This window comes from Flavobacterium agrisoli (assembly GCF_016522065.1).
In the GTDB taxonomy this organism is placed as follows: Bacteria; Bacteroidota; Bacteroidia; order Flavobacteriales; family Flavobacteriaceae; genus Flavobacterium; species Flavobacterium agrisoli.
Genome location: NZ_JAEHFV010000008.1, coordinates 63,877 through 85,700, shown reverse-complemented (window position 1 = coordinate 85,700; position 21,824 = coordinate 63,877). Strand labels below are relative to the sequence as shown.

Annotated in this window: 24 protein-coding genes; 8 read left to right on the top strand and 16 right to left on the bottom strand. The window is 35.8% G+C overall.

Features of this window, described 5'->3' with window-relative positions; all coding sequences use genetic code 11:
• Positions 1 to 13: 13 nt before the first annotated feature.
• Positions 14 to 745 carry a DUF2490 domain-containing protein gene (locus I5M07_RS14860; protein WP_200107233.1) on the top strand — a complete coding sequence of 244 codons (732 nt, stop codon included), beginning with the start codon at positions 14 to 16 and terminating at the stop codon, positions 743 to 745.
• A 103-nt stretch (positions 746 to 848) separates the two neighbouring features.
• The gene (locus I5M07_RS14855) at positions 849 to 2,606 is read left to right on the top strand and encodes a mechanosensitive ion channel family protein (protein ID WP_200107232.1); all 1,758 of its coding nucleotides are present in this window, start codon (positions 849 to 851) and stop codon (positions 2,604 to 2,606) included.
• 58 nt (positions 2,607 to 2,664) lie between these two features.
• Here the strand turns inward: I5M07_RS14855 and I5M07_RS14850 are convergent, their stop codons facing one another.
• From I5M07_RS14850 to I5M07_RS14835, 4 genes are all read right to left on the bottom strand, one after another.
• Entirely contained in the window at positions 2,665 to 2,982 is a 318-nt protein-coding gene (locus I5M07_RS14850; RefSeq protein WP_200107231.1) for a 2Fe-2S iron-sulfur cluster-binding family protein, read from the bottom strand.
• Between the two features lie 67 nt (positions 2,983 to 3,049).
• Positions 3,050 to 3,523: a hypothetical protein gene (locus tag I5M07_RS14845; RefSeq protein ID WP_200107230.1), complete on the bottom strand. Its 474-nt coding sequence runs from the start codon at positions 3,521 to 3,523 to the stop codon at positions 3,050 to 3,052.
• A gap of 198 nt (positions 3,524 to 3,721) precedes the next feature.
• The gene (locus tag I5M07_RS14840) at positions 3,722 to 3,961 is read right to left on the bottom strand and encodes a NifU family protein (RefSeq protein ID WP_200107265.1); all 240 of its coding nucleotides are present in this window, start codon (positions 3,959 to 3,961) and stop codon (positions 3,722 to 3,724) included.
• A 55-nt stretch (positions 3,962 to 4,016) separates the two neighbouring features.
• A complete protein-coding gene (locus I5M07_RS14835; protein ID WP_200107229.1) occupies positions 4,017 to 5,147 on the bottom strand; it encodes an Mrp/NBP35 family ATP-binding protein in 1,131 nt (376 codons plus the stop codon).
• 403 nt (positions 5,148 to 5,550) lie between these two features.
• Here I5M07_RS14835 and I5M07_RS14830 point away from each other — a divergent pair, with 403 nt between their 5' ends.
• Positions 5,551 to 7,161, top strand: a complete 1,611-nt coding sequence (locus tag I5M07_RS14830; protein WP_200107228.1) for a L,D-transpeptidase family protein — start codon at positions 5,551 to 5,553, stop codon at positions 7,159 to 7,161.
• Positions 7,162 to 7,182: 21 nt separating this feature from the next.
• Here the strand turns inward: I5M07_RS14830 and I5M07_RS14825 are convergent, their stop codons facing one another.
• The 9 genes from I5M07_RS14825 to I5M07_RS14785 form a co-directional block, all read right to left on the bottom strand.
• Positions 7,183 to 7,518, bottom strand: coding sequence for an MGMT family protein (locus I5M07_RS14825; protein ID WP_200107227.1), 336 nt, complete (start codon positions 7,516 to 7,518; stop codon positions 7,183 to 7,185).
• Between the two features lie 12 nt (positions 7,519 to 7,530).
• Complete coding sequence (locus I5M07_RS14820) at positions 7,531 to 8,169, bottom strand: LysE family transporter (protein ID WP_317191334.1); 639 nt, start codon at positions 8,167 to 8,169, stop codon at positions 7,531 to 7,533.
• Between the two features lie 28 nt (positions 8,170 to 8,197).
• The gene (gene trmB, locus I5M07_RS14815; RefSeq protein WP_200107226.1) at positions 8,198 to 8,875 is read right to left on the bottom strand and encodes a tRNA (guanosine(46)-N7)-methyltransferase TrmB; all 678 of its coding nucleotides are present in this window, start codon (positions 8,873 to 8,875) and stop codon (positions 8,198 to 8,200) included.
• Between the two features lie 114 nt (positions 8,876 to 8,989).
• Positions 8,990 to 10,357: an ammonium transporter gene (locus tag I5M07_RS14810; protein WP_200107225.1), complete on the bottom strand. Its 1,368-nt coding sequence runs from the start codon at positions 10,355 to 10,357 to the stop codon at positions 8,990 to 8,992.
• 198 nt (positions 10,358 to 10,555) lie between these two features.
• Positions 10,556 to 11,059: a nuclear transport factor 2 family protein gene (locus tag I5M07_RS14805; protein WP_200107224.1), complete on the bottom strand. Its 504-nt coding sequence runs from the start codon at positions 11,057 to 11,059 to the stop codon at positions 10,556 to 10,558.
• Positions 11,060 to 11,136: 77 nt separating this feature from the next.
• Positions 11,137 to 11,451 carry an HPF/RaiA family ribosome-associated protein gene (locus I5M07_RS14800; protein ID WP_200107223.1) on the bottom strand — a complete coding sequence of 105 codons (315 nt, stop codon included), beginning with the start codon at positions 11,449 to 11,451 and terminating at the stop codon, positions 11,137 to 11,139.
• Between the two features lie 149 nt (positions 11,452 to 11,600).
• Positions 11,601 to 13,991, bottom strand: a complete 2,391-nt coding sequence (locus I5M07_RS14795) for a ribonucleoside-diphosphate reductase subunit alpha (RefSeq protein WP_200107222.1) — start codon at positions 13,989 to 13,991, stop codon at positions 11,601 to 11,603.
• Positions 13,992 to 14,281: 290 nt separating this feature from the next.
• Positions 14,282 to 15,259 carry a ribonucleotide-diphosphate reductase subunit beta gene (locus I5M07_RS14790; RefSeq protein WP_200107221.1) on the bottom strand — a complete coding sequence of 326 codons (978 nt, stop codon included), beginning with the start codon at positions 15,257 to 15,259 and terminating at the stop codon, positions 14,282 to 14,284.
• Between the two features lie 316 nt (positions 15,260 to 15,575).
• The gene (locus tag I5M07_RS14785; protein ID WP_200107220.1) at positions 15,576 to 16,151 is read right to left on the bottom strand and encodes a DUF3109 family protein; all 576 of its coding nucleotides are present in this window, start codon (positions 16,149 to 16,151) and stop codon (positions 15,576 to 15,578) included.
• Positions 16,152 to 16,320: 169 nt separating this feature from the next.
• Between I5M07_RS14785 and I5M07_RS14780 the strand changes: the two genes are divergently transcribed.
• From I5M07_RS14780 to I5M07_RS14770, 3 genes are all read left to right on the top strand, one after another.
• Complete coding sequence (locus I5M07_RS14780; protein WP_200107219.1) at positions 16,321 to 16,899, top strand: MarC family protein; 579 nt, start codon at positions 16,321 to 16,323, stop codon at positions 16,897 to 16,899.
• A 101-nt stretch (positions 16,900 to 17,000) separates the two neighbouring features.
• Entirely contained in the window at positions 17,001 to 17,204 is a 204-nt protein-coding gene (locus I5M07_RS14775; RefSeq protein ID WP_200107218.1) for a hypothetical protein, read from the top strand.
• The gene (locus I5M07_RS14770; RefSeq protein ID WP_200107217.1) at positions 17,205 to 17,810 is read left to right on the top strand and encodes an FAD-dependent oxidoreductase; all 606 of its coding nucleotides are present in this window, start codon (positions 17,205 to 17,207) and stop codon (positions 17,808 to 17,810) included.
• Positions 17,811 to 17,825: 15 nt separating this feature from the next.
• Here the strand turns inward: I5M07_RS14770 and I5M07_RS14765 are convergent, their stop codons facing one another.
• Genes I5M07_RS14765 through I5M07_RS14755 form a run of 3 tightly spaced genes read right to left on the bottom strand, consistent with a single transcriptional unit; the run spans position 17,826 to position 20,457 of the window.
• Positions 17,826 to 19,400, bottom strand: coding sequence for a S41 family peptidase (locus tag I5M07_RS14765; RefSeq protein ID WP_200107216.1), 1,575 nt, complete (start codon positions 19,398 to 19,400; stop codon positions 17,826 to 17,828).
• 28 nt (positions 19,401 to 19,428) lie between these two features.
• On the bottom strand, positions 19,429 to 19,860 hold the full coding sequence (locus I5M07_RS14760) for a deoxycytidylate deaminase (RefSeq protein WP_200107215.1): 432 nt from the start codon (positions 19,858 to 19,860) through the stop codon (positions 19,429 to 19,431).
• A 3-nt stretch (positions 19,861 to 19,863) separates the two neighbouring features.
• Entirely contained in the window at positions 19,864 to 20,457 is a 594-nt protein-coding gene (locus I5M07_RS14755; RefSeq protein WP_200107214.1) for a HupE/UreJ family protein, read from the bottom strand.
• 189 nt (positions 20,458 to 20,646) lie between these two features.
• Between I5M07_RS14755 and I5M07_RS14750 the strand changes: the two genes are divergently transcribed.
• Complete coding sequence (locus I5M07_RS14750) at positions 20,647 to 21,078, top strand: tellurite resistance TerB family protein (protein WP_200107213.1); 432 nt, start codon at positions 20,647 to 20,649, stop codon at positions 21,076 to 21,078.
• A gap of 268 nt (positions 21,079 to 21,346) precedes the next feature.
• Entirely contained in the window at positions 21,347 to 21,823 is a 477-nt protein-coding gene (locus tag I5M07_RS14745) for a GNAT family N-acetyltransferase (protein ID WP_200107212.1), read from the top strand.
• The last annotated feature ends 1 nt before the right edge of the window (position 21,824 follow it).

The window sequence follows — 21,824 nt, the reverse complement described above, 5'->3', positions numbered from 1 at the left end:
AATCTGTAAAAACATGGCACAAATTAGTCCGTCGGGTTTAGGAAAAGCCCACACAGCAGAATGGTTTGCGGTGGGCTTGAGACAAGATTTAGGCGCTTCAAAAGAAAAAAACTGGCAATCAATGTCGTATATTGGATTGGGACGAAAAAGCAATCCGAACAACTATGACCCGTTGTTTAAATCGGCTATAGTGGTATTTAATCAAGAATTTTACCATCGACTAAAACACCATTGGAAATATGCTGTTGCTATAAGTTACAGAAGGCAAAATACGTATTTAGACACAGCTCCGTATACCGAAGATGCTTTGGAGTTGAAACAAGAATTTCGGCTTTATGGAAGATTATCATATGGCTTTGCTATTGGGAATTTAGAAATCGAACCCACTTTTAGGCAAGAATTTAGACGTTTTTATGCAACTGACTTTAAAAACATTTCTGAACTATTACAGTTACGGTCGCGTTTTCGGTTACAAGTAAAAGCAAATTTAGATAATGAAAAAAGACATCGTTTGTTATTTAGTTCGGAACAATTGTTTGCCGTGAGCCAAAAAAATGACACCCGAAAATGGACTGATTTTAACTATCATGAAAGTCGATTTTCTTTGTATTATTCCTATAAACTCAACACGCTGCCCGTCGTTTTGGATTTGGGTTATGTACACAATTTAGTTGGTCGGAGTAAAGCCTATGGTGTGCATTACTTAGCATTGGATTTGGTAATCCAAAATCCATTTCACAGTTAAAAAAGGCCTTTTATAAAGCAATGGCAAAATCAACAAATAGATGAAAGGCGAATTACCTATTCTCTTTACTATTTTTTGTATTTTTAAAAATAAAAAACAGATCATGCCATTATTTTTTCGGTTAATTAGTTTCCTTTTCCTTTTTACAACCTGCTATTCTTCGGCACAACAGCTCAATTTATCTAAAACTCAAACCAATACAGATACTGCAACAAATGAAACTCCGCCAGACTCTTTAGGGCGCCGCACACCTAACGGAACTGTTAAAGGTTTTATTGAAGCTATGGCCGAACAAAACTATACCCGAGCTAGCCAATACCTTGACTTGAACAAACGTGCTTACCGGAAAGAAAAAGAACGCTTGCGAATTGTGAAATCTTTCGAACGCTTATTAGACAATAATGGCTATATATTTCCAATGTCCTTAATCAGTAATAAAGAAACTGGTCGCGCGGAAGACGATTTAGAACCCGGAACCGATTTGGTAGGAACCCTTACTATTAATAAAGAAACTGTTAATTTATACGTAAGCAACCAATCTGCCAACGAAGCTCCACCTTTATGGTTATTTAACGCTGAAACAGTCAACAGCATAGCCCAAATCAATACAGACGACGTTACTTTTTTGGAAAAAACACTTCCAAACAATTTAAAAGAAAAAAAACTTGGAGGCGTACCTATTGGCCATTGGTTGGCGGTTTTAATCATTGTTTTAATTGCCTTTCTCATTGCTATGAGCTGCACGTTTTTAATAGGCTATAGTGTGGTTTTCTTTTCCAAAGCGAAACATAAAGCAAGGGTTCAAGCAGTGGTGGATGCTTTTTCATTGCCTTTGCAACTGTATCTTGCCGTATGGATTTTTGTTTACATCTCACAACAGGTAGGTATTTCTATCATTGTACGCCAACGTTTTAGCTACATAACCATTACAATTGGAATTGTGGCTTTATTAATTCTTTTATGGCGATTAATCGACGTACTCGGCACACTTTCCAAAAAAAGGATGACCTTGCAAAGTAGGGCGTCTGCCTTATCGGCCATATTGTTTCTTCAAAGAGCATCAAAAGTAGCCATTGTAACCTTAGGAATAATTGCCATACTTGGCGTGTTGGGTTTCGACCTAACCGGTTGGATTGCGGCGCTCGGTATTGGTGGTTTAGCCTTAGCTTTAGGAGCACAAAAAACAGTAGAAAATTTTGTAGGAAGTGTTACTTTAATTGCCGATCAACCCGTTCGTATTGGTGATTTTTGTCAGATTGGTGAGGTAAAAGGCACGGTGGAATCTATTGGAATGCGCTCCACCATATTACGTACCGCGCAACGAACCATTATAACCATTCCGAATGGTATACTTGCAGCGAGTCAAATCGAAAATTTTGCCTACCGTGATCATTTCCTGTTTAATCCAGCGTTTACATTTCGTATGGAAACCACATCTGCACAATTACAATTTTTGCTAGTGGAGTTGCGAGCGCTTTTGTATGCGCATCCTAAAGTAAATCCAAATCCGGCGAATGTACGTTTTACGGGTATTACTGCTGATGCTTATAAAGTAGATGTTACTGCCTATGTAGAAGCACCCAATTATGATGAGTTTCAAGAAATCCGAGAAGACTTGTTACTACGAATGATGGCTATAATTGAGGAAAGTGGTACTGGTTTAGCCTATCCTTCTCAAACACTCTATATAAGTAAAGATGAAAAACCACTTAAAGAAAAAGCGGAAAAAATCAGTACGCTAGTTGAGGATTGGCAAGAAAAAAACGAGGTACAATTACCAAAATTTGATTCAAAACGAATTGATTCTCTAAAAGGATCCATCCCATATCCTCCTAAAGGCAGTAGCCAAAGCAAATCATAGGTTTTCCTGAGTATTTTTATATGAAAAAAGCCATTTCTTTCGAAATGGCTTTGGTATTTTAATATTCTGGAGCAAGTTCTAATTCAAGTCCATCTAAATCTTCCGTAATTGGAATTTGACAACCCAACCTGCTATTTGATTTTACATAAAAAGCTTCTGACAACATCGCTTCTTCATCATCGCCCATTTCAGGCAAGGCTACATCATTTAAAACATAACATTGACAAGACGCGCACATGGCCATTCCGCCACAAGTCCCTTCAACAGGTAATTCGTATGCCTTACACAATTCCATGATATTCATGGCCATATCAGTTGGAGCTTGCAATTCATGCACTACTCCATCACGGTCTTTAATCTTTATTAATACATCCATTTCAAAAACAATTCAGCTTTTCCGTTTGTGATTTTTAAGAATGCAAAAATACATTATCTTTTAAAATTTAGCTATTCGGTTTAAAACTAAATGCATATTCTTTGTTATTATTTTTTTCTTGCATTTTTAAGCCCACCACATAGCCCTTTTTTAAGATGGTGATGGTAGCGAACGTAGAATAATAGTCGTCTCCCGATTGAAAAACCAAGATCCCCTCATAAGTAGAACACAAGATACCTTGTTTGTCTACGGTTGCACTTATTTTACGCTTGTTTTCAAAATTTGCCGAAGTGTAACTTAGTTTATTAGAAAACTTTGCCTTTCCGTTAGTAAAATCACGCAAAAAGTCATAGTTGGTAATCTGAATATTTCCCTCTTCAGGCAGAATAGAAATCACGATTTTTCCACTATATTGAAACGTATCCCATTCTTCATTTTCATTAACCCATGCTTTATCGACATATAGGTTTTCGGTTGTTTGTTGTGCCATGCAAAAAGAAATAAACAGCAGGCAAAGAAGCATTTTGTAGTATTTTTTCATAAATTTAAATTTGAGACAGGAGCAAATTTATAAGAAAACACCACAAAATCATCACAAAAAGTGATAATTATAACAACTACTTTTTTAGGATTTTTCAAAAAAAATACTGTTTTATTGCGAAATTAAAACCTAAGTTGGATTATTTCACAATAAAACAGTACAAATACCTAAGAAACAAACGTTTTTGTTAGAAATGTATTAAAATACGTTTACAACCGTTTCTATTTGAGGTGCGTATTTTTTAATGGTGGTTTCCACGCCTGCTTTCAACGTCATTTGATTGACACTGCAACTAATACAAGCTCCTTCTAAACGCACTTTTACATGTTTATCATCTTCGATTGAAACCAAGGCAATATCGCCCCCATCCGATTTCAAAAAAGGCCGAATTTCATCCAAAGCCTTTAAAACATTTGTTGTTAACTCTTCTGTTGTCATCATTATATTTTATATTATCAGCAGGTTATTTTGGACCGCTCTATATCTTGTTTACTTAATTCTTTTTAACGGCCGAGCAACCCGCCATCGTTGTAATTTTAATAGCTTCGGTTGCCGGTAATGACTCATTGCGATTTACCACTTCTTGCACCACATTTCGGGTTACATTTTCGAAAATGGTTTCGATTACAGAACCTGTTTGCAAGGCTGCTGGTCGGCCATAATCACCTGCTTCACGAATAGATTGTACAATTGGCACTTCTCCCAAAAACGGAACACCTAAATCGTCGGCTAGGTTTTTTGCTCCTTCTTTACCAAAGATATAATATTTATTGTCAGGTAATTCAGACGGTGTAAAATACGCCATATTTTCGATAATTCCTAAAACCGGCACGTTGATGGTTTCTTGCATGAACATCGCAACACCTTTTTTAGCATCGGCTAAGGCAACTGCTTGCGGTGTACTCACCACAACAGCACCTGTAATCGGTAAAGATTGCATGATAGACAAATGAATATCACCCGTACCTGGAGGCAAATCAATTAACATAAAATCCAACTCTCCCCAATCGGCATCAAAAATCATTTGATTTAATGCTTTGGAAGCCATCGGGCCTCTCCAAATTACCGCTTGACTTGGCGAAGTAAAAAACCCAATCGATAGCATTTTTATTTCAAAACTTTCAATTGGTTTCATTTTTGATTTTCCGTCAACTTGAATAGAAATTGGTTTTTCGTTTTCAACATCAAACATGATTGGCATAGAAGGTCCGTACACATCGGCGTCTAAAATTCCGACAGAAAATCCCATTTTAGCCAAAGTTACCGCCAAATTAGCCGTAACGGTAGATTTTCCGACACCACCTTTTCCAGAAGCAACGGCAATTATGTTTTTAATTCCAGGAATTGATTTCCCTTTAATTTCTACTTTTTCTGGTGTTTCAACTTTAGTATTAACTTTTACTTTTGCATCGGCATAAACCAAATCGGCAATTGTTTTTTTGATATCATCTTCTGCACGTTTTTTAATGTGCATTGCAGGCGTATGTAAAACTAAATCAACCACTACTTCGTCTCCAAAAGTAATTACATTGGTTACCGCACCACTTTCCACCATATTTTTTCCTTCTCCGGCTATTGTAATCGTTTCTAGTGCCTTAAGGATTTCTTTTCTATCTAATTTCATTTTACGTAATTTTATCAAATTGCTACTAAACAGCTAAAAAAAAACGAACAATACAAGTATACTGTTCAGGAGTGCAAAGATACGCTTTCCGCACTTATTTTCCTGTATTTTAAAATGGTTTTGTCGTTATTACGAAATCCTAACAAAATAAACAATTCGTCAATAAAAAGGCACAAAGTCAATTTTAATTAAAAATCATACCCTTTTAACAAAAGCTACACTTATACAATATCACGCTAACCTTATATAATTACCATAAAACAATAGCAAAAAATAAAATTAATTAAATGATTTAAGATAATTACTAGATTTATTGCAAATTCAACTCCTTATTTGTAAATTTATACTCTGTTTTAGAGCCCCAACAAACAACCTACCTACTGTTAACTCTAAAATGAAACAAATGAAAAACATTACCTTATCGCTAAGTTTCTTAGCTCTTATTTTTATTGTTTGCTCTTTTCGTTCTATTCGTGCCAAAGAACATCGGGACAAATACCATGCTTTTGCTATAGAGCATTTTGAAAAAACGCCTTCAGATTCGGTTTTTTATGTAAACAATGCTGCTTTTGCAACTTTTTTTAAAAAGTACTCCAAACTCAGTAAATACCGAGGCACAACCGAAACCTTATACAAAAACCGAAATTACAATACCATCTGGTATGATGATCGCAGTATATGCGAACTTGGCCATTTGTTATACAGCAAATTCACCAAACTCCCAGAAGATCAAGGCGTTAAAAACAACCTTCCGTATAAAGAAGATATTGATCATGTTTTTAACGAAACCGCCGTAGAGAAACCTACCAAAATGGAATCGGAAATTTTATTAACCTGCATGTATATTTTTTATGCAGACAAAGTTTATAAAGGTTTAGACGAACAAAAAGTAAAAGATTTAGGTTGGTATTTACCTAAAAAAGAAATTTCATACGAAAAAATATTAGACTCGTTATTGGTTAAACCTGAATTGATCAATGATAATTCGACAGTCCTTTTTAGCCAATATTATAAATTAGAAGACATTCTTAAAAAATACAAAGCTATTGAAAACGAACACAAATGGACGCGTATTGACACTAGTGCCGTATATAAAGAATACAAACCTGATGATTCTAGCGCCACCATTACCCAAATTCGAAATCGTTTATTTGTTTTGGGTGATATACAAAACGACTCTAAAAATCCTGTTTATGACCGCGAATTAATGGACGGCGTGATGCAATACAAAAAACGTCATGGCTTAAAACTCAATTATACCATTGCTCCAGAGCACATACGATTGATGAACACCCCTATTAGCCAACTCATCGAAACCATTAGTATTAACATGGAACGTTGCCGTTGGATTCCGCCAACACTCGAAAAAGATCATGAATATGTCATGATTAACATTCCGTCATTTCGATTGATATATGTAAAAAATGGCCAATATGCTTTAGAATCAAATGTGTTTGTAGGAACGCGGATGAATGAAACCGTCATTTTTAGTGGAAAAATTGACCGCATTGTTTTCAGTCCGTATTGGAATGTTCCGGCCAGTATAGTCCAAAATGATTTAAAATTTAAAATGTCGCAAGACCCCAATTATCTCAATGAACAAAATATTGAAGTGGTCAATGGCAAATACCGTCAAAAACCGGGACCGAATAACTCTTTGGGATTGGTCAAATTTTTATTCCCAAATCCAAACGACATTTACATGCACGATACACCCGCCAAAAACCTTTTTAATTTTGAGTCTAGAACTTTTAGTCACGGTTGTATTAACGTAGAAAAAGCCAAAGAATTAGCCAATAAGGTATTAGAAGATGACCCAAAATGGACTTCCGACAAAATAAACGAAGCCATGAGTGGAAAAGAGGAAGTGCCTTATGCGTTAAAAAATAAAATTCCGATTTACATTGGGTATTTTACCGCTTGGGCTGATGATTCGGGAAACATTAGCTTTTTTACCGATATTTACAGTAGAGATGAACGTTTGAGCAAAATGCTGCACGAAGAACAAAATTAAACAAACACAAAAGGAAGGTTTTTAGTAATCTTCCTTTTTTATTTCGGGCTGCCAAAAACAAGATTTAAAATTTACAATTTGATTGTTTTTAATCACAATTCCTTCGCTTTCTAATAATTGCTGCATGACGTTGGTACCATCAAAATGATGCTTTCCCGTTAATAAACCTAATCGATTAACAACTCTGTGAGCCGGAACATCTTCCCGATTATGTGCTGCATTCATTGCCCAACCTACCATTCGGGCTGAACGAGCTGCTCCCAATGCATTGGCAATTGCACCATAACTGGTCACTTGCCCATACGGAATTTGTCGTACGATATCGTATACTCGCTCAAAAAAATCACCTTCTTTCATCGTGTTTTCTGTCTAACTCCAGTAATAATCCACAATATTCATTAACGTAATAAAGGCTACAACAGCTGTGATGGTTCCAATAATCAAGTTCATATTTTTGGATAATTTATCGGTTTTGGTTTCCATTTTTTTCATAAAAACCATATACAAATACAATCCGGTAAAAGTGCCCAAAATGGCACCAAGTATAAAAACGAACAACGAATTTATTTCAAAAGACAATAAATTATAAGAAGCCAAAGCAATTGTAGCGAAAACAAAAAATGGAATCGGAAACAGATTAAGAGCTGCCAATAACATTCCGAAAAAGAAACGGTTCTTTTTGGATTTCTTTTTGATTTTGGTTTTTTTGAATTTAGGCTTTTTGGCAATAAACAAAAAATAAATAGTCAAAGCCGTAAACACTCCGAAGCCAATTTCGCGAAGCAATACCACAACTTCTGGACGAGCATTGATTACTCGGGCAAAAAAAATAGCTATTGAAATCTGGAAGGTAATTACCAAAAGTGCCCCAAAAACAAACGAAATTGCATTTTTAGATCCTTCTTTTAAATTGATTTTTGCTGCCGTCATATTAATCAAACCAGGCAACATAATTCCCGGGAAAGCCGTAATAAAACCAGTTAATAAAAGAAAGAAAAAACGCATCATAATCGCAGTATCAGGTTAAACCAATCGATTATGATTTAATTTTAAAACGAATAAAAGTAATGGCTTTATTCTGTTCTAAATATTGTTTTTCATAAAAGGTTTGAAAAGCCGTTACCTCTTCGGGACTCCCTTCATTCCTATAAACATTATGATTGGCATACACTACTTCGTGTCCTTCTCCATGCAAAAGTCCTAAAGTATAGCCGTGCATGAATTCGCTATCGGTTTTTAAATTAACAACGCCATCTTTTTTGAGGATTTTGGTATACAATTTCAAGAATTCGGAGTTGGTCATGCGGTGTTTGGTGCGTTTGTATTTAATTTGAGGATCAGGAAAGGTAATCCAAATTTCATCTACTTCATTTTCGGCAAAAATATGATTGATAAGTTCGATTTGTGTACGAACGAAAGCCACATTGTGCATACCTGACTCAACAGCGGTTTTAGCACCTCTCCAAAAACGAGCTCCTTTAATATCGACACCAATGAAATTTTTATTCGGAAAGCGCTCAGCGAGTCCAACCGCATATTCTCCTTTACCACAACCTAATTCGACTACTATCGGATTGTCATTTTTAAAAAAATCGGCATTCCATTTTCCTCTCAAAGGGAAAGAATTACTAACCACCTCTTCGCGGGTTGGTTGAAATACATTGGTAAAAGTTTCGTTTTCTTTGAATCGTTTAAGTTTATTTTTGCTCCCCACTGCTTAAAATTTTTGCCAAAATTAAACAATATAAACGAATGCACCACATAAGATGCTAAAAACTAAAAAAGCACCAAAGGTAATCCTGTTAGTGCTTTTTTAGTTTTATTAAATTTAAACTACCGTTTTTAAATTTGGATCTAAGCTTTCATCATGCTGAGACAAATCGAGTCCGATATGCTCCGATTCTTCCGACACTCGCATCGGAATAATCCAATTGGTCACTTTGAACAACAAATAGGCTCCAAAAAAAGTAAATATCGAAACTAAAACAAGTGCCATCATATGGTGTGCAAAAACAATCCAGCCACCATGCAACAAACTAGCATTTTCTCCATGAGCAAAAATAGCTGTTAGTATCATTCCCATAATTCCGCCCACACCATGACACGCAAACACATCTAAGGTATCGTCTATTTTTTTCAGATAAGAAGCATTTACAATAGCATTTGATACTACTGCGGTTATAAAACCAAAAAACATACTTTCTGGAACTGAAACAAATCCTGCGGCAGGAGTTATAGCCACTAAACCAACAACAGCACCAATACAAGCACCAAGTGCCGAAACTTTTCTACCGTTTATTCTGTCGAAGAAAACCCAAGTTAACATAGCCGCCGCCGAAGAAGTGGTTGTAGTAGCAAAAGCCATGGCTGCTACACCATTAGCCGCCAATGCAGAACCCGCATTAAAACCAAACCAACCAAACCATAACATTCCGGTTCCCAACAAAACAAAGGGAATATTGGTTGGAATGTGTTGATTGTTTTTACGCTTACCCAAAACCAAAACACCCGCCAAAGCAGCAAATCCCGCACTCATGTGCACCACTGTGCCTCCGGCAAAGTCTTTTACCCCAAAATAGCTCCCTAAAACACCCGTTGGATACCAAACGGCATGACATAAAGGTGCATAAATCAACAATGTAAAAAGACAGATAAACAATAAGTACGAGATAAAACGAACACGTTCTGCGAAAGAACCCGTAATGATCGCTGGAGCAATTACCGCAAATTTCATTTGAAACAATGCAAAAAGCATAAACGGCACCGTGTTAGCCAATTGTTTATGAGGCAAAACCCCCACATAATCCATAAAAGCAAAAGTTGTTGGGTTACCGATAAAACTATAAAAATGACTACCAGACTGTATTCCGATTGGTTCTCCAAAAGCCAAGCTAAAAGCTACCACCACCCATAATAAGGTTACGACTCCCAAACAAATAAAACTTTGCAACATGGTTGAAATCACATTTTTTTTTCCGACCATTCCGCCATAAAAAAAAGATAAACCGGGCGTCATGATTAAAACCAAGCAGGCCGAAGTTAACAACCAAGCCACATCGGCTGGCACAATATGATCAACTGTTATAAATTCCGAATTTATATAACTTGTTTCATTTACAGCCGGCCAAAACACGCCCGTAATGCAAACGAAACTAATTATTACAAAGGAAACCACCCAGCGACTTTCAATATTCATCTTTTCATTTTTTACTTAAACCCTATTTTTTGGAGGGGCAAAGTTAAAAAAAATATTTTTTTAAAAAACCCTACCCTCTTTCACGCCCGGTAAAACCACCATAAATACAAAATCAATAAAAAAAGCCCCAAAAGAGGCTTTAAAAATAAAAATACTTTTAACTAAAATAAATTTCCCTATCAATATATCAGCTAAATCTTATTTTTTTGATTGAAGTTCTTGAAGCAAAATATCCTCTTTCGGCGTTTTAATTGTTACTACTGCGTCAACATCGTCATTAGGAATCGTCATAGACAACACGTAATGTTTGATTTTCCATTGTCCCTTTTCTTTAATCAAAACTCCAGAACCGCGGCATAGCTTCATTTGGGTATTTAATAGTTCATCAAACCACACCATTTCTTTAGAAGGAGCAAAATAAATATTGCGTTGCACAGCTGTAAAATGCCATGTTTTTCCTCGGTCAAAAAAGGGTTTAGCAAATTTTTTAAAAGCCGCTACATCCCAATTTTCGGTTGCATCGGTACCAATGTAGATAGCATCTTTTGCTAAAAAACTAAAATAAGACTCAAAATTAGCTTCTGAGGCCGCCTTGTGCCAAGCATCTAAAAAGCTATTTATTTCTGATTTTTCGGTTTTTTGTGCCATTAACGCCGCTGGAAATACCAGTATCAACAGGACAAGTAAGAAATTTCTTTTCATTTTAAAAATTAAATTATGTCGATAAAGTTCATATAAAAAGGCACTCATTGGTGCCTTTTATACAAACGATACTTTATTTAATGTGTTTTTTGCTTTTCGAAAGTGGTGGTTAGTGTTTTTTTCATTTTATCAATGGCACCATGAAATGCTTTTTCTACCGTATCCGAATGTTCGGTTACCACAACAGGCTGCATGTTCACTGGTCTTGCCTCAATCAGGCAACGTTTATCGTGTGTACCCGACTTTTCTCCGTTTGCATCGCCTAAATGCACTTCAATTCGCGTTATTTTTGATTCAAATCGCTCTAATGATTTTTCTATTTCTCCAGTAAAATAAGCTTCTAAACGAGCATGTCCTTCTATGTGTTTGTCGGTGTTAATCTGTACTTTCATAAATTCATAATTTTAATGAGTATTACTCAAACTTAATCATTTTTAGGCAAAAAATAGGCTTCGTTAATACAATTTTATGAAAGAAAATTTACCTATAAAAAAAGCAGCTACTTAGAAAGTAACTGCTTTTATTAGTTCGAGTGCATCGCTTACGATCCGCACATTTCGCAATCTTCAGGACCTGCTGCTTGTGCTTTCAGCAACATTGCTTTATAATCTTCCACGTTAATTGCTTCGGTTTCTACTTTTTCAGAAGGCGATTCAGCTTTTTTATCGTTGTTAAGCGTAAATTTAATAGCATCTACAGCCGATTTGGTACGCAAGTAATACATTCCTGTTTTCAAACCTGATTGCCATGCATAAAAGTGCATCGAGGTTAATTTGGAATAATTGGCATCTTGCATAAATAAATTAAGCGATTGTGATTGATCGATAAAGTAGCCACGTTGACGCGACATATCGATAATGTCTTTCATAGACATTTCCCAAACGGTTTTGTACAAATCTTTTAATTCTTGCGGAATAACTGCAATGTTTTGTACCGAACCATTGTTACGCATAATTTCTTGCTTCAAGTCTTCGTTCCACAAACCCAACTTCACTAAATCTTCTAGCAAATGTTTGTTTACCACGATAAACTCACCCGATAATACACGACGAGTATAAATATTAGACGTATAAGGTTCAAATGCTTCGTTATTTCCTAATATTTGAGACGTAGATGCAGTTGGCATTGGCGCTACTAATAAAGAGTTACGCACTCCGTTTTTCATCACTTCTGTACGAAGAGAAGCCCAATCCCATCTACCAGAAAGCTCTTCATCTTTAAGTCCCCACATGTTGTATTGGAATTCTCCTTGTGACATAGGTGAACCTTCAAATGTAGAATATGGACCTTCTTCTTTAGCCATTTCCATAGAAGCGGTTACAGCAGCAAAATATAGGGTTTCGAAAATTTCCTGGTTCAATTTTTTAGCCTCGTCACTGGTAAAAGGCAAACGCAACATAATAAATGCATCGGCTAAACCTTGTACCCCTAAACCAACTGGACGGTGGCGTAAGTTTGAATTTTCGGCTTCTTGAACCGGATAGTAATTTCTATCAATTACTTTATTTAAGTTTCGGGTTACTCTTTTGGTAACATTGTACAATGCTTCATGGTCAAATTTGCCATTTTCTACAAACATAGGCAACGAAATAGAAGCCAAGTTACATACCGCAATTTCATCTTTAGAAGTGTACTCCATAATTTCGGTACACAAGTTAGACGAACGGATAACACCTAAATTCTTTTGATTGGATTTGCGGTTTGCGGCATCTTTATACAACATATACGGAGTACCCGTTTCGATTTGCGACTCTAAAATTTTCTCCCACAATTCGCGAGCACGGATGGTTTTTCTTCCTTTACCTTTGGCTTCGTATTCGGTATATAACGCTTCGAATTCTTCGCCATATACATCGTACAATCCTGGACATTCGTTCGGACACATTAACGTCCAAGCCGCATCGTCTTGTACTCGTTTCATGAACAAATCAGAAGTCCACATAGCAAAAAACAAATCTCTTGCGCGCATTTCTTCTTTACCGTGATTTTTCTTCAAATCTAAAAAGTCAAAAATATCCGCATGCCAAGTTTCGATATAAATGGCAAAACTTCCTTTACGTTTTCCCCCACCTTGATCTACATAACGTGCCGTATCGTTAAAAACACGCAACATCGGTACGATTCCGTTTGAAGTACCGTTGGTGCCACGGATGTACGAACCAGTAGCTCTCACGTTGTGAATTGACAACCCAATTCCTCCGGCCGATTGCGAAATTTTAGCCGTTTGTTTTAAGGTATCGTAAATTCCGTCGATACTATCGTCTTGCATGGCTAACAAAAAGCAAGAAGACATTTGTGGTTTTGGCGTACCCGCGTTAAATAAAGTTGGCGTGGCGTGCGTAAAAAACTTTTTAGACATTAAGTCGTATGTTTCCAAAACCGATTTCAAATCATCTAAATGGATTCCTACCGAAACACGCATCAACATGTGTTGCGGACGCTCTACAATTTTACCGTTAATACGCAACAAATAAGAGCGTTCTAAGGTTTTAAATCCAAAATAATCGTAATTAAAATCACGGGTATAAATAATATGCGAATCCAAAAACTCTGAGTTCTCTTTGATTACGCGATACACCTCATCCGAAATCATTGGTGCTTTTTGATTGTTTCTTGGATTTACATAATTATACATTTCGGTCATCGTTTCAGAGAACGATTTTGTAGTATTCGAATGTAAATTTGAAATTGCTACACGAGCTGCTAATTGCGCATAATCAGGATGTGCAATGGTCATTGAAGCAGCAGTTTCGGCAGCTAAATTATCCAACTCAGATGTAGAAACGCCATCATACAAACCTTCGATGACACGCATGGCTACCTTTACTGGGTCGACTAACTCATTTAAACCATAACATAATTTCTTAATTCTCTCTGTAATCTTATCAAACATTACCGGCTCCTTGTGGCCATCTCTTTTTACTACATACATAAGCTTATTATTATAGTGGTTATTAAATATTTTGAAGCTTTAAAAAGGGCATTTTAAAACCTCAATGGTGTTTATTTTTAACTTTTTTATCCCAAACGTTATTTGCAATAAATTACTAGGTCGCTTTTACTCTTTCGAGCAAATTGGCAACTGTTTCTGTTCGTTATTCCCTTTCTTTTTTAAGCGAAAAGCAATACCGTATTTTAATCAACGAACACAGAAAATCATTCGTTTCTATTCTTTTTTAATTTTTTAGTGTTCGTGGTCAACACTAAAACAGAAGGCTTTTATTAAAAATCGGCGTCAAATGAAATTTTTTGCGCATCAGAATCGTTATTCAAAACGCCTGCTTTTTGGTATTCTCCAACTCTTTTTTCGAAGAAATTGGTTTTTCCTTGAAGCGAAATCATGTCCATAAAATCAAACGGATTAGCTGAATTATATACTCTTTCACATCCTAATTCTACCAATAAACGATCGGCAACAAACTCAAGATATTGCGTCATTAAAGTAGCATTCATTCCGATCAAACTCACCGGTAAAGATTCCGTGATAAATTCTCGTTCGATATTTAAAGCATCAACGATAATCTCTTTGATTCTTTCCACTGGCACTTTGTTTACCAAATGGTGGTTGTGCAAGTGCACCGCAAAATCGCAATGAACACCTTCATCACGCGAAATCAATTCGTTAGAAAAAGTCAAACCTGGCATTAAACCACGTTTTTTCAACCAAAAAATAGAACAAAAAGCACCCGAAAAGAAAATTCCCTCAACCGCAGCAAAAGCAATTAAACGCTCAGCAAAAGAATCTGATTCAATCCATTTCAAAGCCCATTCAGCCTTTTTCTTGATTGCCGGAAAAACCTCTAACGCATTAAACAACTCGTCTTTTTCGGCATCGTCTTTCACATACGTATCAATCAATAATGAATAGGTTTCACTGTGGATATTTTCCATCATGATTTGAAAGCCGTAAAAGAATTTTGCTTCAGCATATTGCACTTCGTTTACAAAATTCTCTGCCAAGTTTTCATTTACAATTCCGTCTGAAGCAGCAAAAAAAGCCAAGATGTGTTTGATAAAATAACGCTCCTCATTTGACAATTTATTGTTCCAATCTGACAAATCCTGATGCAAATCGATTTCTTCAGCAGTCCAGAAGCTAGCCTCCATTTTCTTGTACCATTCCCAAATATCGTGGTGTTTGATTGGAAAAATTACGAAACGATTTTTATTTTCTTGTAAAATTGGTTCTATTTGAGACATATCCTAAGTTTTTTCTGTAAATAAATGCAACCCATTCTGGATTTTTGAGTACCTTACAAAGGTTGCAATTTGTTGTCAAAAATAAAAGCTAAACTTATCCACAATAACTCCTAGTTTTTAACAACCCACCGAAAAGACACTTATTTAGCACCAACTACTAACTGCTTATTTTTCAAATATTTAAATACAAAAAAAAGCCTCCAAAGAGGCGTAGAATATAGAACTTTTAAAACAATAAGCAAGTTAAAATTTGAAAAAATGAAATTCTGAAAACCGACTTACTCAGCTTGTATTTTATCGAAAAAAGTCTAGGAAATTATTTTTTCTGTTTGCTCCATTCTTGTGCCGTTAATTCCAATTCAGCATACCAATCTTCACCAAATTTTCTTACGAGCGCTTCTTTTACAAATTTATATACGGGCACTTCCAATTCTTTACCTAATGAACAAGCCGCGTCGCAAATATCCCATTTATCGTAATTAACGGCTGCAAATTCGGTAAAATCCTTAACCCGAATAGGATACAAATGACACGATACTGGTTTTTTCCAATCTACAATTCCTTGGTTATAGGCCTGCTCTATTCCGCAAAGCGCGGTTTTACCGTCAAAAATAACATAAGCACAATCTTTATTATCAATAAGTGGCGTTTCCAAATCACCATCGGTACCCACTACCCAAGTCCCTTGCGCTTCGATAGCTGCAATACCTTCTTTCCTTAAAAACGGCTTAACTTTGGGATATATTTCTTCTAAAATTTTAGTTTCCGATTCTTGTAAGGGCGCGCCTGCATCCCCATCCACGCAGCAAGCCCCATGACAAGCACTCAAATTACACACAAATTCTTTTTCAAGAATATCCTCCGACACTATGGTTTTCCCTAACTGAAACATATTTACAAAATCAAATTACAAGCTGCAAAGATACGCAAACATTCACTTTTTAGTTACTTACCTTCAATTTAGAATTAATCAAAAGCGAACATTCTCGTTGTTTTAAAAAAAATCCCACAAAAGCCAAATTGTAGTATATTTGCAAAAAATATAACTTAATCAACTTAAAATGTTAGATTTTAATATAAACGAAATCATTACAACTAGCATGGTTTTATTTGCCGTGATTGATATTGTGGGCTCTATCCCTATTATTGTAAATTTGAAAGCAAAGGTCGGCATTATTGAATCTGAAAAAGCTTCGATAGTTGCTGGAGTAATCATGATTACTTTTTTGTTTATTGGCGAAGGATTTTTAAAAATCATTGGTATTGACGTACATTCGTTTGCCGTTGCCGGTTCATTTGTGTTGTTTTTTTTGGCTTTAGAAATGATTTTAGGCATCCATATTTACAAAGACGAAGAAGCCAGCACTGCTTCGATTGTTCCTTTGGCTTTTCCGTTAATTGCTGGCGCTGGTACTATGACTACGTTATTATCATTACGCTCGCAATTTCACACCATTAATATTGTTATAGCCATCCTATTAAACATTATATTGGTCTATGCCGTCCTAAAATCGTCTTCTAAAATCGAAAAGCTATTGGGGAAAAATGGATTGGGCGTTATTCGTAAAACATTTGGTGTGGTTTTATTGGCTATTGCTGTTAAATTATTTGCCGCTAATGTTAAAGGTTTGTTCGTCTAAGATAAATTTTTATACTTTTACCCTATAATTCCCTAAATATTACGGTGTTTTCATTTATTTTATAAGAAAAAAGCTAAATATTTAGATAAAAATTACCAAATATGAAAATTTTTACTGGCGTTCTAGTTGTTATAGCACTGGCCCTAATTATTTTTAACATTACCTTGATTGACTTTAAAAATCCGTTGCAAGGAGACAGTGCCGTTGCTTTTATTGGTATAGCAGCCTCACTTTGTGCCGTTTTGATTTTAATCATTTTTAGACTTTCTAAAAAGATAGAAAACAAATTGAACAACAAAATTTAAATGTTTGATGTTTTAATTATTGGCGGAGGTGCTTCGGGCGTTTCTTGCGCTTTGGTATTAGGTTCGGCTTTACAAAAACCATTTATGTCCGATAAAAAAATCGGCATCTTTACTCATCAAAAAAGTTCATCATTACAAGATGCTCTTTTTAATAATGCTTATGGAATTCCTGCTGGAAAATTAGGTTCAGAAATCTTAACCGAAAGTTTGGAACAACTATCTGAACAATATCCCGAAATCACTCAAATCCCTTCTGAAAAAGTCATTCGTGTTGAGGGCGAATTTCCTCATTTTACGGTAATCACCAACAAAAATTCGTACACCACTCATAACATCGTGGTTGGCATTGGATCAGCTAATACCTTTGCTATCGAAGGACTGATGCACTATGTAGAGCCGCATCAAAAAGCATTACCCGAAAAACAACGCATCCAACTTAAAAATTGCGATCATAAAGTGGCCGATGGTTTATATGTAATAGGAACTTTGGCCGGATGGAGAAGTCAGTTGGCCATTGCCGCTGGTAGTGGTGCTGCGGTAGCAACCGATTTGCTTACTTTGTGGAATAACGGCATTCAAACTCACGCCCACGACAGTACTCGATAAGCTGTGAATTTATCCTTATTTTTGTTTTAATACTTTTTTAATCATGGCGTCATTCCCAAGTGTTAAAAGGTAATACTGCTTTTCTCCATACAATTGTCTTGCAAATTCTGCCGCCACATACCGATTTATCAACTCTTTGTTTTTAGCCAAAGGTACCTCAAAACTGGCATCATATACATACGATTGAAACCATTTATAAAACTGATCCGAGTTTTTCATTTTATTTCGAAAATCCTCAAAACTAGTATTTTTAAATTCATTTCGATTAGCATCTAAATATTCAAAAACAAAGCGGCCAATCATTCCAGATTGGAGAATATACCCCACATGCTCATCGCCTTGTTCAATTTCGGTAGGCACAAAAACGTCTGGTACTATTCCGCCGCCGCCGTATACAATTTTACCTTTTGGTGTTTTAAATTTTAGCGAATCGGCTACTTTTATACTGTCTTTTACATATAATTCGCCCGACTTAAAACGAGCGCCGTATTCTTTAAAATAATCTTCTTTTCCGTGATTGTATGGCTTTTGAATAGAACGACCTGTTGGCGTGTAATAACGCGCCACGGTTAGTCGGATGGCAGAACCGTCTTTAAAATCCATTTCGCGTTGTACCAAACCTTTTCCAAAAGACCTACGCCCTACAATTATACCGCGATCATTATCCTGTATAGCACCCGCGACTATTTCGCTAGCCGAAGCACTATTTTCATCAATTAAAACATACAATTTACCATTTAAAAAACTGCCTTTATTTGTGGCGTAGGTTTTTTCTTCGGTCCCATTTTTGCTTTTCGTAAAAACAATCAATTGCTTTTCTTTTAAAAATTCATCGGCAATAGCAATCGCTTCTTCCATATAACCACCGCCATTTTCTCTTAAATCGAGCACCAACGCATTTATTTTGTTTTTTTGCAATTGCGAAAGTCCTTTTTTAAATTCAGCAAAAGTCGTTTCGGCAAAACGATTGATTTTAATATACCCCATTTTCGGTGTCAGCAACAAAGCGGCATCAACACTTTTAATCGGAATTACATCGCGTTTTAATTTGACTTTTAACTTTTTACCGATGGATTTTCGAAACAAAGTAAGTTCAACCTCCGAACCCTGTGTTCCTTTTAATTGAGCAAACAAACTATCGGTAGGCAAATTTCGTCCGAATAATTTCGTTTTCCCAGCGTACAAAATACGATCTCCGGCCAAAATTCCGGCTTTTTCAGAAGGGCCATTTTCGATGGTTTTGATAACGGCAACCGAATCTTTGTACATGTAAAAATTAACACCGATACCTACAAAATCCCCTTTCATATTTTCGCTAACCTGCGCCAATTCGGACGGAGGAATATAAACCGAATGCGGATCTAATTGAGACAAAATTTTATCAACAGTCATGTTTACAATAGAATCGGTATTGACACTATCCACGTATTCGTTATTAATAAAATCGATTAAGGTGTTGAGTTTGTTCTTTGAAACCGACGTTTTAGAAAAAGAAGTTGGATTAGGATTACTCACAAAACTTCCCACCAGCACTCCAATGGCCAATGATGCACCGATTACAATAGGCAAATAATGGGAATTAAACTTCATAGTAGTTCAAATTAAAAAAACTTAGAATTTATTCTTCTAAATTAGGAATATGCGTTACTTCTACACCCGCTTTTTCTAAAAAGGCAATACCCGAATCATCTCGGTAACCGTTTTGATACACCACCCGTTTTATTCCGGATTGATGAATTAGCTTGCTGCATTCTTTACAAGGCGAAAGTGTGATATACAAGGTTGCACCTTCACAAGATTGAGTAGAACGGGCTACTTTTAAAATAGCATTCGCTTCAGCATGCAATACATCCCAACGGGTAAGACCGTTTTCGTCTTCACAGCAATTTTCGAAACCCGAAGGCGTTCCGTTGTAACCGTCTGAAATAATCATGCGGTCTTTTACAATAATTGCTCCTACTTGTTTGCGTTTGCAATACGACAACAAACTCCATTCTTTAGCAATGCGCAAATAGGCTTTATCGTATTTATTTAACTTTTTAACCTCCATAGATTATCTGTTCCAAATTTCGCTTTGAATAATCATGGGCAAAACTACACCAATGATAAACGAAGCCATTACTAAAGTCCAATCGCGTTTAGAAAATCGAAACACGGTTTGTACCAGATACGAAAGAATCAAAACTACCAAAACCACCACGATTTGTGCCGCTTCGATACCCAATTCAAACTCCGCTAAAGGTAACAATTTTGAACCACCGTGACGCGCCAAAACATTTTTAAAATGAGCCGCATATCCTAAACCTTGAATTACGCCAAAAAACAAACTCACAAAAAATATGATGTTTACACTTTCTGTTTTCGAGGATTTACCGGCGGTGAATAAATTAAAAAATGCCGTTATCAAGATGGTTATAGAAATTAAAAACACAATCATACTCGATTTGACATTAATCACACCATACAATGAAAGCAATAATGCTAAAAAATGACCTACTGTTAACACGGTAACTAACAACAACATGCGTTTCCAATCTTTAAAAGCATACGGAATAGCAAGTGCTATTAAAAACAAAACATGATGGTACGAATGAAAATTTAGAACATGCTGTAAACCAAATTGAAAATAAATCCAAAACTCCGACATAGGTACTTAATTTAAAAATGATAAGGGGTTGTAAACTTACAATTTATTTTGAAAAACGAATACCAATTTGGGCTAAATACGCCCTAAATTATCGTATTTTAACCTATTAAATGCTGTAAAATTTATAAAGAAATTAAAATTATAAATTTAAAAATAGAATTATCTTTGCGGCATAAAAACTTATTAATTATGTCATTTTCAGATTTATTTGATAGCGAATTCAAACAACGTAATAAAGGTCATTTTTCAGCTATTGTTCGTGTAGCATTAGCCGACGGAATTTTACATCCGCAAGAAAAAGACTTTTTGGACAAATTGGCTTCTCAACTTGAAATTTCAGATGCAGAATACGTAGAAATTCTTTCTGATCCTTTAAAATACCCTATTAACCCACCTTATTTACACACACAACGTTTAGAGCGTTTGTACGATTTAGCGCGCATGGTACATGCCGATCATCATTTGGAAGACAAACAAGAAATCATGCTTCGCAAAATTGGTGTTGGTTTGGGCTTTACCCCAAGCAATGTTAATTATATTATTGCCAAAGCATTGTCTTTAGTTGATAAAAAAGTAGATTTAGACACCTTTATTTACGAAATGCAACACATGCACAAATAAAATAATGCACTTTAAATACAAAGGGTTATTTCGATTTTAGAATTGAAATAACCTTTTTATGTTTAAGCAAATTATACTTTATTCATTATGAACACTCAAACCCATTTAAACACCAAGTAATACAACACGAAATAACAAAAAACACTATTTTGTGAAAAACAAGTTAAACAGCCGCTCATCTGACTTGTGTACAGTATATTTGCCCCTTTAATTGTGGTTTTCAATTTACAGATTGTCCATCTGCTTCACATTAAAACTCAAAACAACGATGATTATCCGAAAAGGCAACATACAAGACATGCCTGGTGTCTTAGATTTAATTCAAGAATTGGCTACATTCGAAAAAGAACCGGATGCGGTTGAAGTTACGGTTGCCGATTTAGAACGCGATGGTTTTGGAGCTAATCCGTTATTTCATGTTTTTATTGCCGAAGTAGCACAAGAAATTGTGGGCATTGCTTTGTATTATTACCGCTATTCTACCTGGAAAGGCAAAACAATTCATCTAGAAGACCTTATCGTTAAAGACAGCAAACGAGGGTTGGGAATTGGAATGGCATTGTATACCGAAATATTTAAACAAGCTCAAAAAGACGATGTGCGTCGAGTAGAATGGAATGTTTTGGATTGGAATACACCCGCAATTAAATTTTATGAAAAATCGGGAGCAAAAGTGTTTGACGACTGGCGTGTGGTTCAAATAGACCAAGAAGGCGTTACAGCATTTTTGAACCAAAAAAAATGAT

Bases quoted from the DNA above. Each gene is read 5' to 3' on its own strand.
- I5M07_RS14835 (WP_200107229.1), bottom strand. From the start codon at position 5,147: ATGAAATTAGATAGAAAAGAAATCCTTAAGGCACTAGAAACGATTACA.
- I5M07_RS14750 (WP_200107213.1), top strand. From the start codon at position 20,647: ATGTCATTTTCAGATTTATTTGATAGCGAATTCAAACAACGTAATAAA.
- I5M07_RS14785 (WP_200107220.1), bottom strand. From the start codon at position 16,151: ATGTTTCAGTTAGGGAAAACCATAGTGTCGGAGGATATTCTTGAAAAA.
- I5M07_RS14840 (WP_200107265.1), bottom strand. From the start codon at position 3,961: ATGACAACAGAAGAGTTAACAACAAATGTTTTAAAGGCTTTGGATGAA.
- I5M07_RS14780 (WP_200107219.1), top strand. From the start codon at position 16,321: ATGTTAGATTTTAATATAAACGAAATCATTACAACTAGCATGGTTTTA.
- I5M07_RS14795 (WP_200107222.1), bottom strand. From the start codon at position 13,991: ATGTATGTAGTAAAAAGAGATGGCCACAAGGAGCCGGTAATGTTTGAT.
- I5M07_RS14800 (WP_200107223.1), bottom strand. From the start codon at position 11,451: ATGAAAGTACAGATTAACACCGACAAACACATAGAAGGACATGCTCGT.
- I5M07_RS14770 (WP_200107217.1), top strand. From the start codon at position 17,205: ATGTTTGATGTTTTAATTATTGGCGGAGGTGCTTCGGGCGTTTCTTGC.
- I5M07_RS14790 (WP_200107221.1), bottom strand. From the start codon at position 15,259: ATGTCTCAAATAGAACCAATTTTACAAGAAAATAAAAATCGTTTCGTA.
- I5M07_RS14830 (WP_200107228.1), top strand. From the start codon at position 5,551: ATGAAAAACATTACCTTATCGCTAAGTTTCTTAGCTCTTATTTTTATT.
- I5M07_RS14810 (WP_200107225.1), bottom strand. From the start codon at position 10,357: ATGAATATTGAAAGTCGCTGGGTGGTTTCCTTTGTAATAATTAGTTTC.
- I5M07_RS14760 (WP_200107215.1), bottom strand. From the start codon at position 19,860: ATGGAGGTTAAAAAGTTAAATAAATACGATAAAGCCTATTTGCGCATT.
- I5M07_RS14745 (WP_200107212.1), top strand. From the start codon at position 21,347: ATGATTATCCGAAAAGGCAACATACAAGACATGCCTGGTGTCTTAGAT.
- I5M07_RS14775 (WP_200107218.1), top strand. From the start codon at position 17,001: ATGAAAATTTTTACTGGCGTTCTAGTTGTTATAGCACTGGCCCTAATT.
- I5M07_RS14855 (WP_200107232.1), top strand. From the start codon at position 849: ATGCCATTATTTTTTCGGTTAATTAGTTTCCTTTTCCTTTTTACAACC.
- I5M07_RS14805 (WP_200107224.1), bottom strand. From the start codon at position 11,059: ATGAAAAGAAATTTCTTACTTGTCCTGTTGATACTGGTATTTCCAGCG.
- I5M07_RS14820 (WP_317191334.1), bottom strand. From the start codon at position 8,169: ATGATGCGTTTTTTCTTTCTTTTATTAACTGGTTTTATTACGGCTTTC.
- I5M07_RS14825 (WP_200107227.1), bottom strand. From the start codon at position 7,518: ATGAAAGAAGGTGATTTTTTTGAGCGAGTATACGATATCGTACGACAA.
- I5M07_RS14755 (WP_200107214.1), bottom strand. From the start codon at position 20,457: ATGTCGGAGTTTTGGATTTATTTTCAATTTGGTTTACAGCATGTTCTA.
- I5M07_RS14765 (WP_200107216.1), bottom strand. From the start codon at position 19,400: ATGAAGTTTAATTCCCATTATTTGCCTATTGTAATCGGTGCATCATTG.
- I5M07_RS14850 (WP_200107231.1), bottom strand. From the start codon at position 2,982: ATGGATGTATTAATAAAGATTAAAGACCGTGATGGAGTAGTGCATGAA.
- I5M07_RS14860 (WP_200107233.1), top strand. From the start codon at position 14: ATGGCACAAATTAGTCCGTCGGGTTTAGGAAAAGCCCACACAGCAGAA.
- I5M07_RS14845 (WP_200107230.1), bottom strand. From the start codon at position 3,523: ATGAAAAAATACTACAAAATGCTTCTTTGCCTGCTGTTTATTTCTTTT.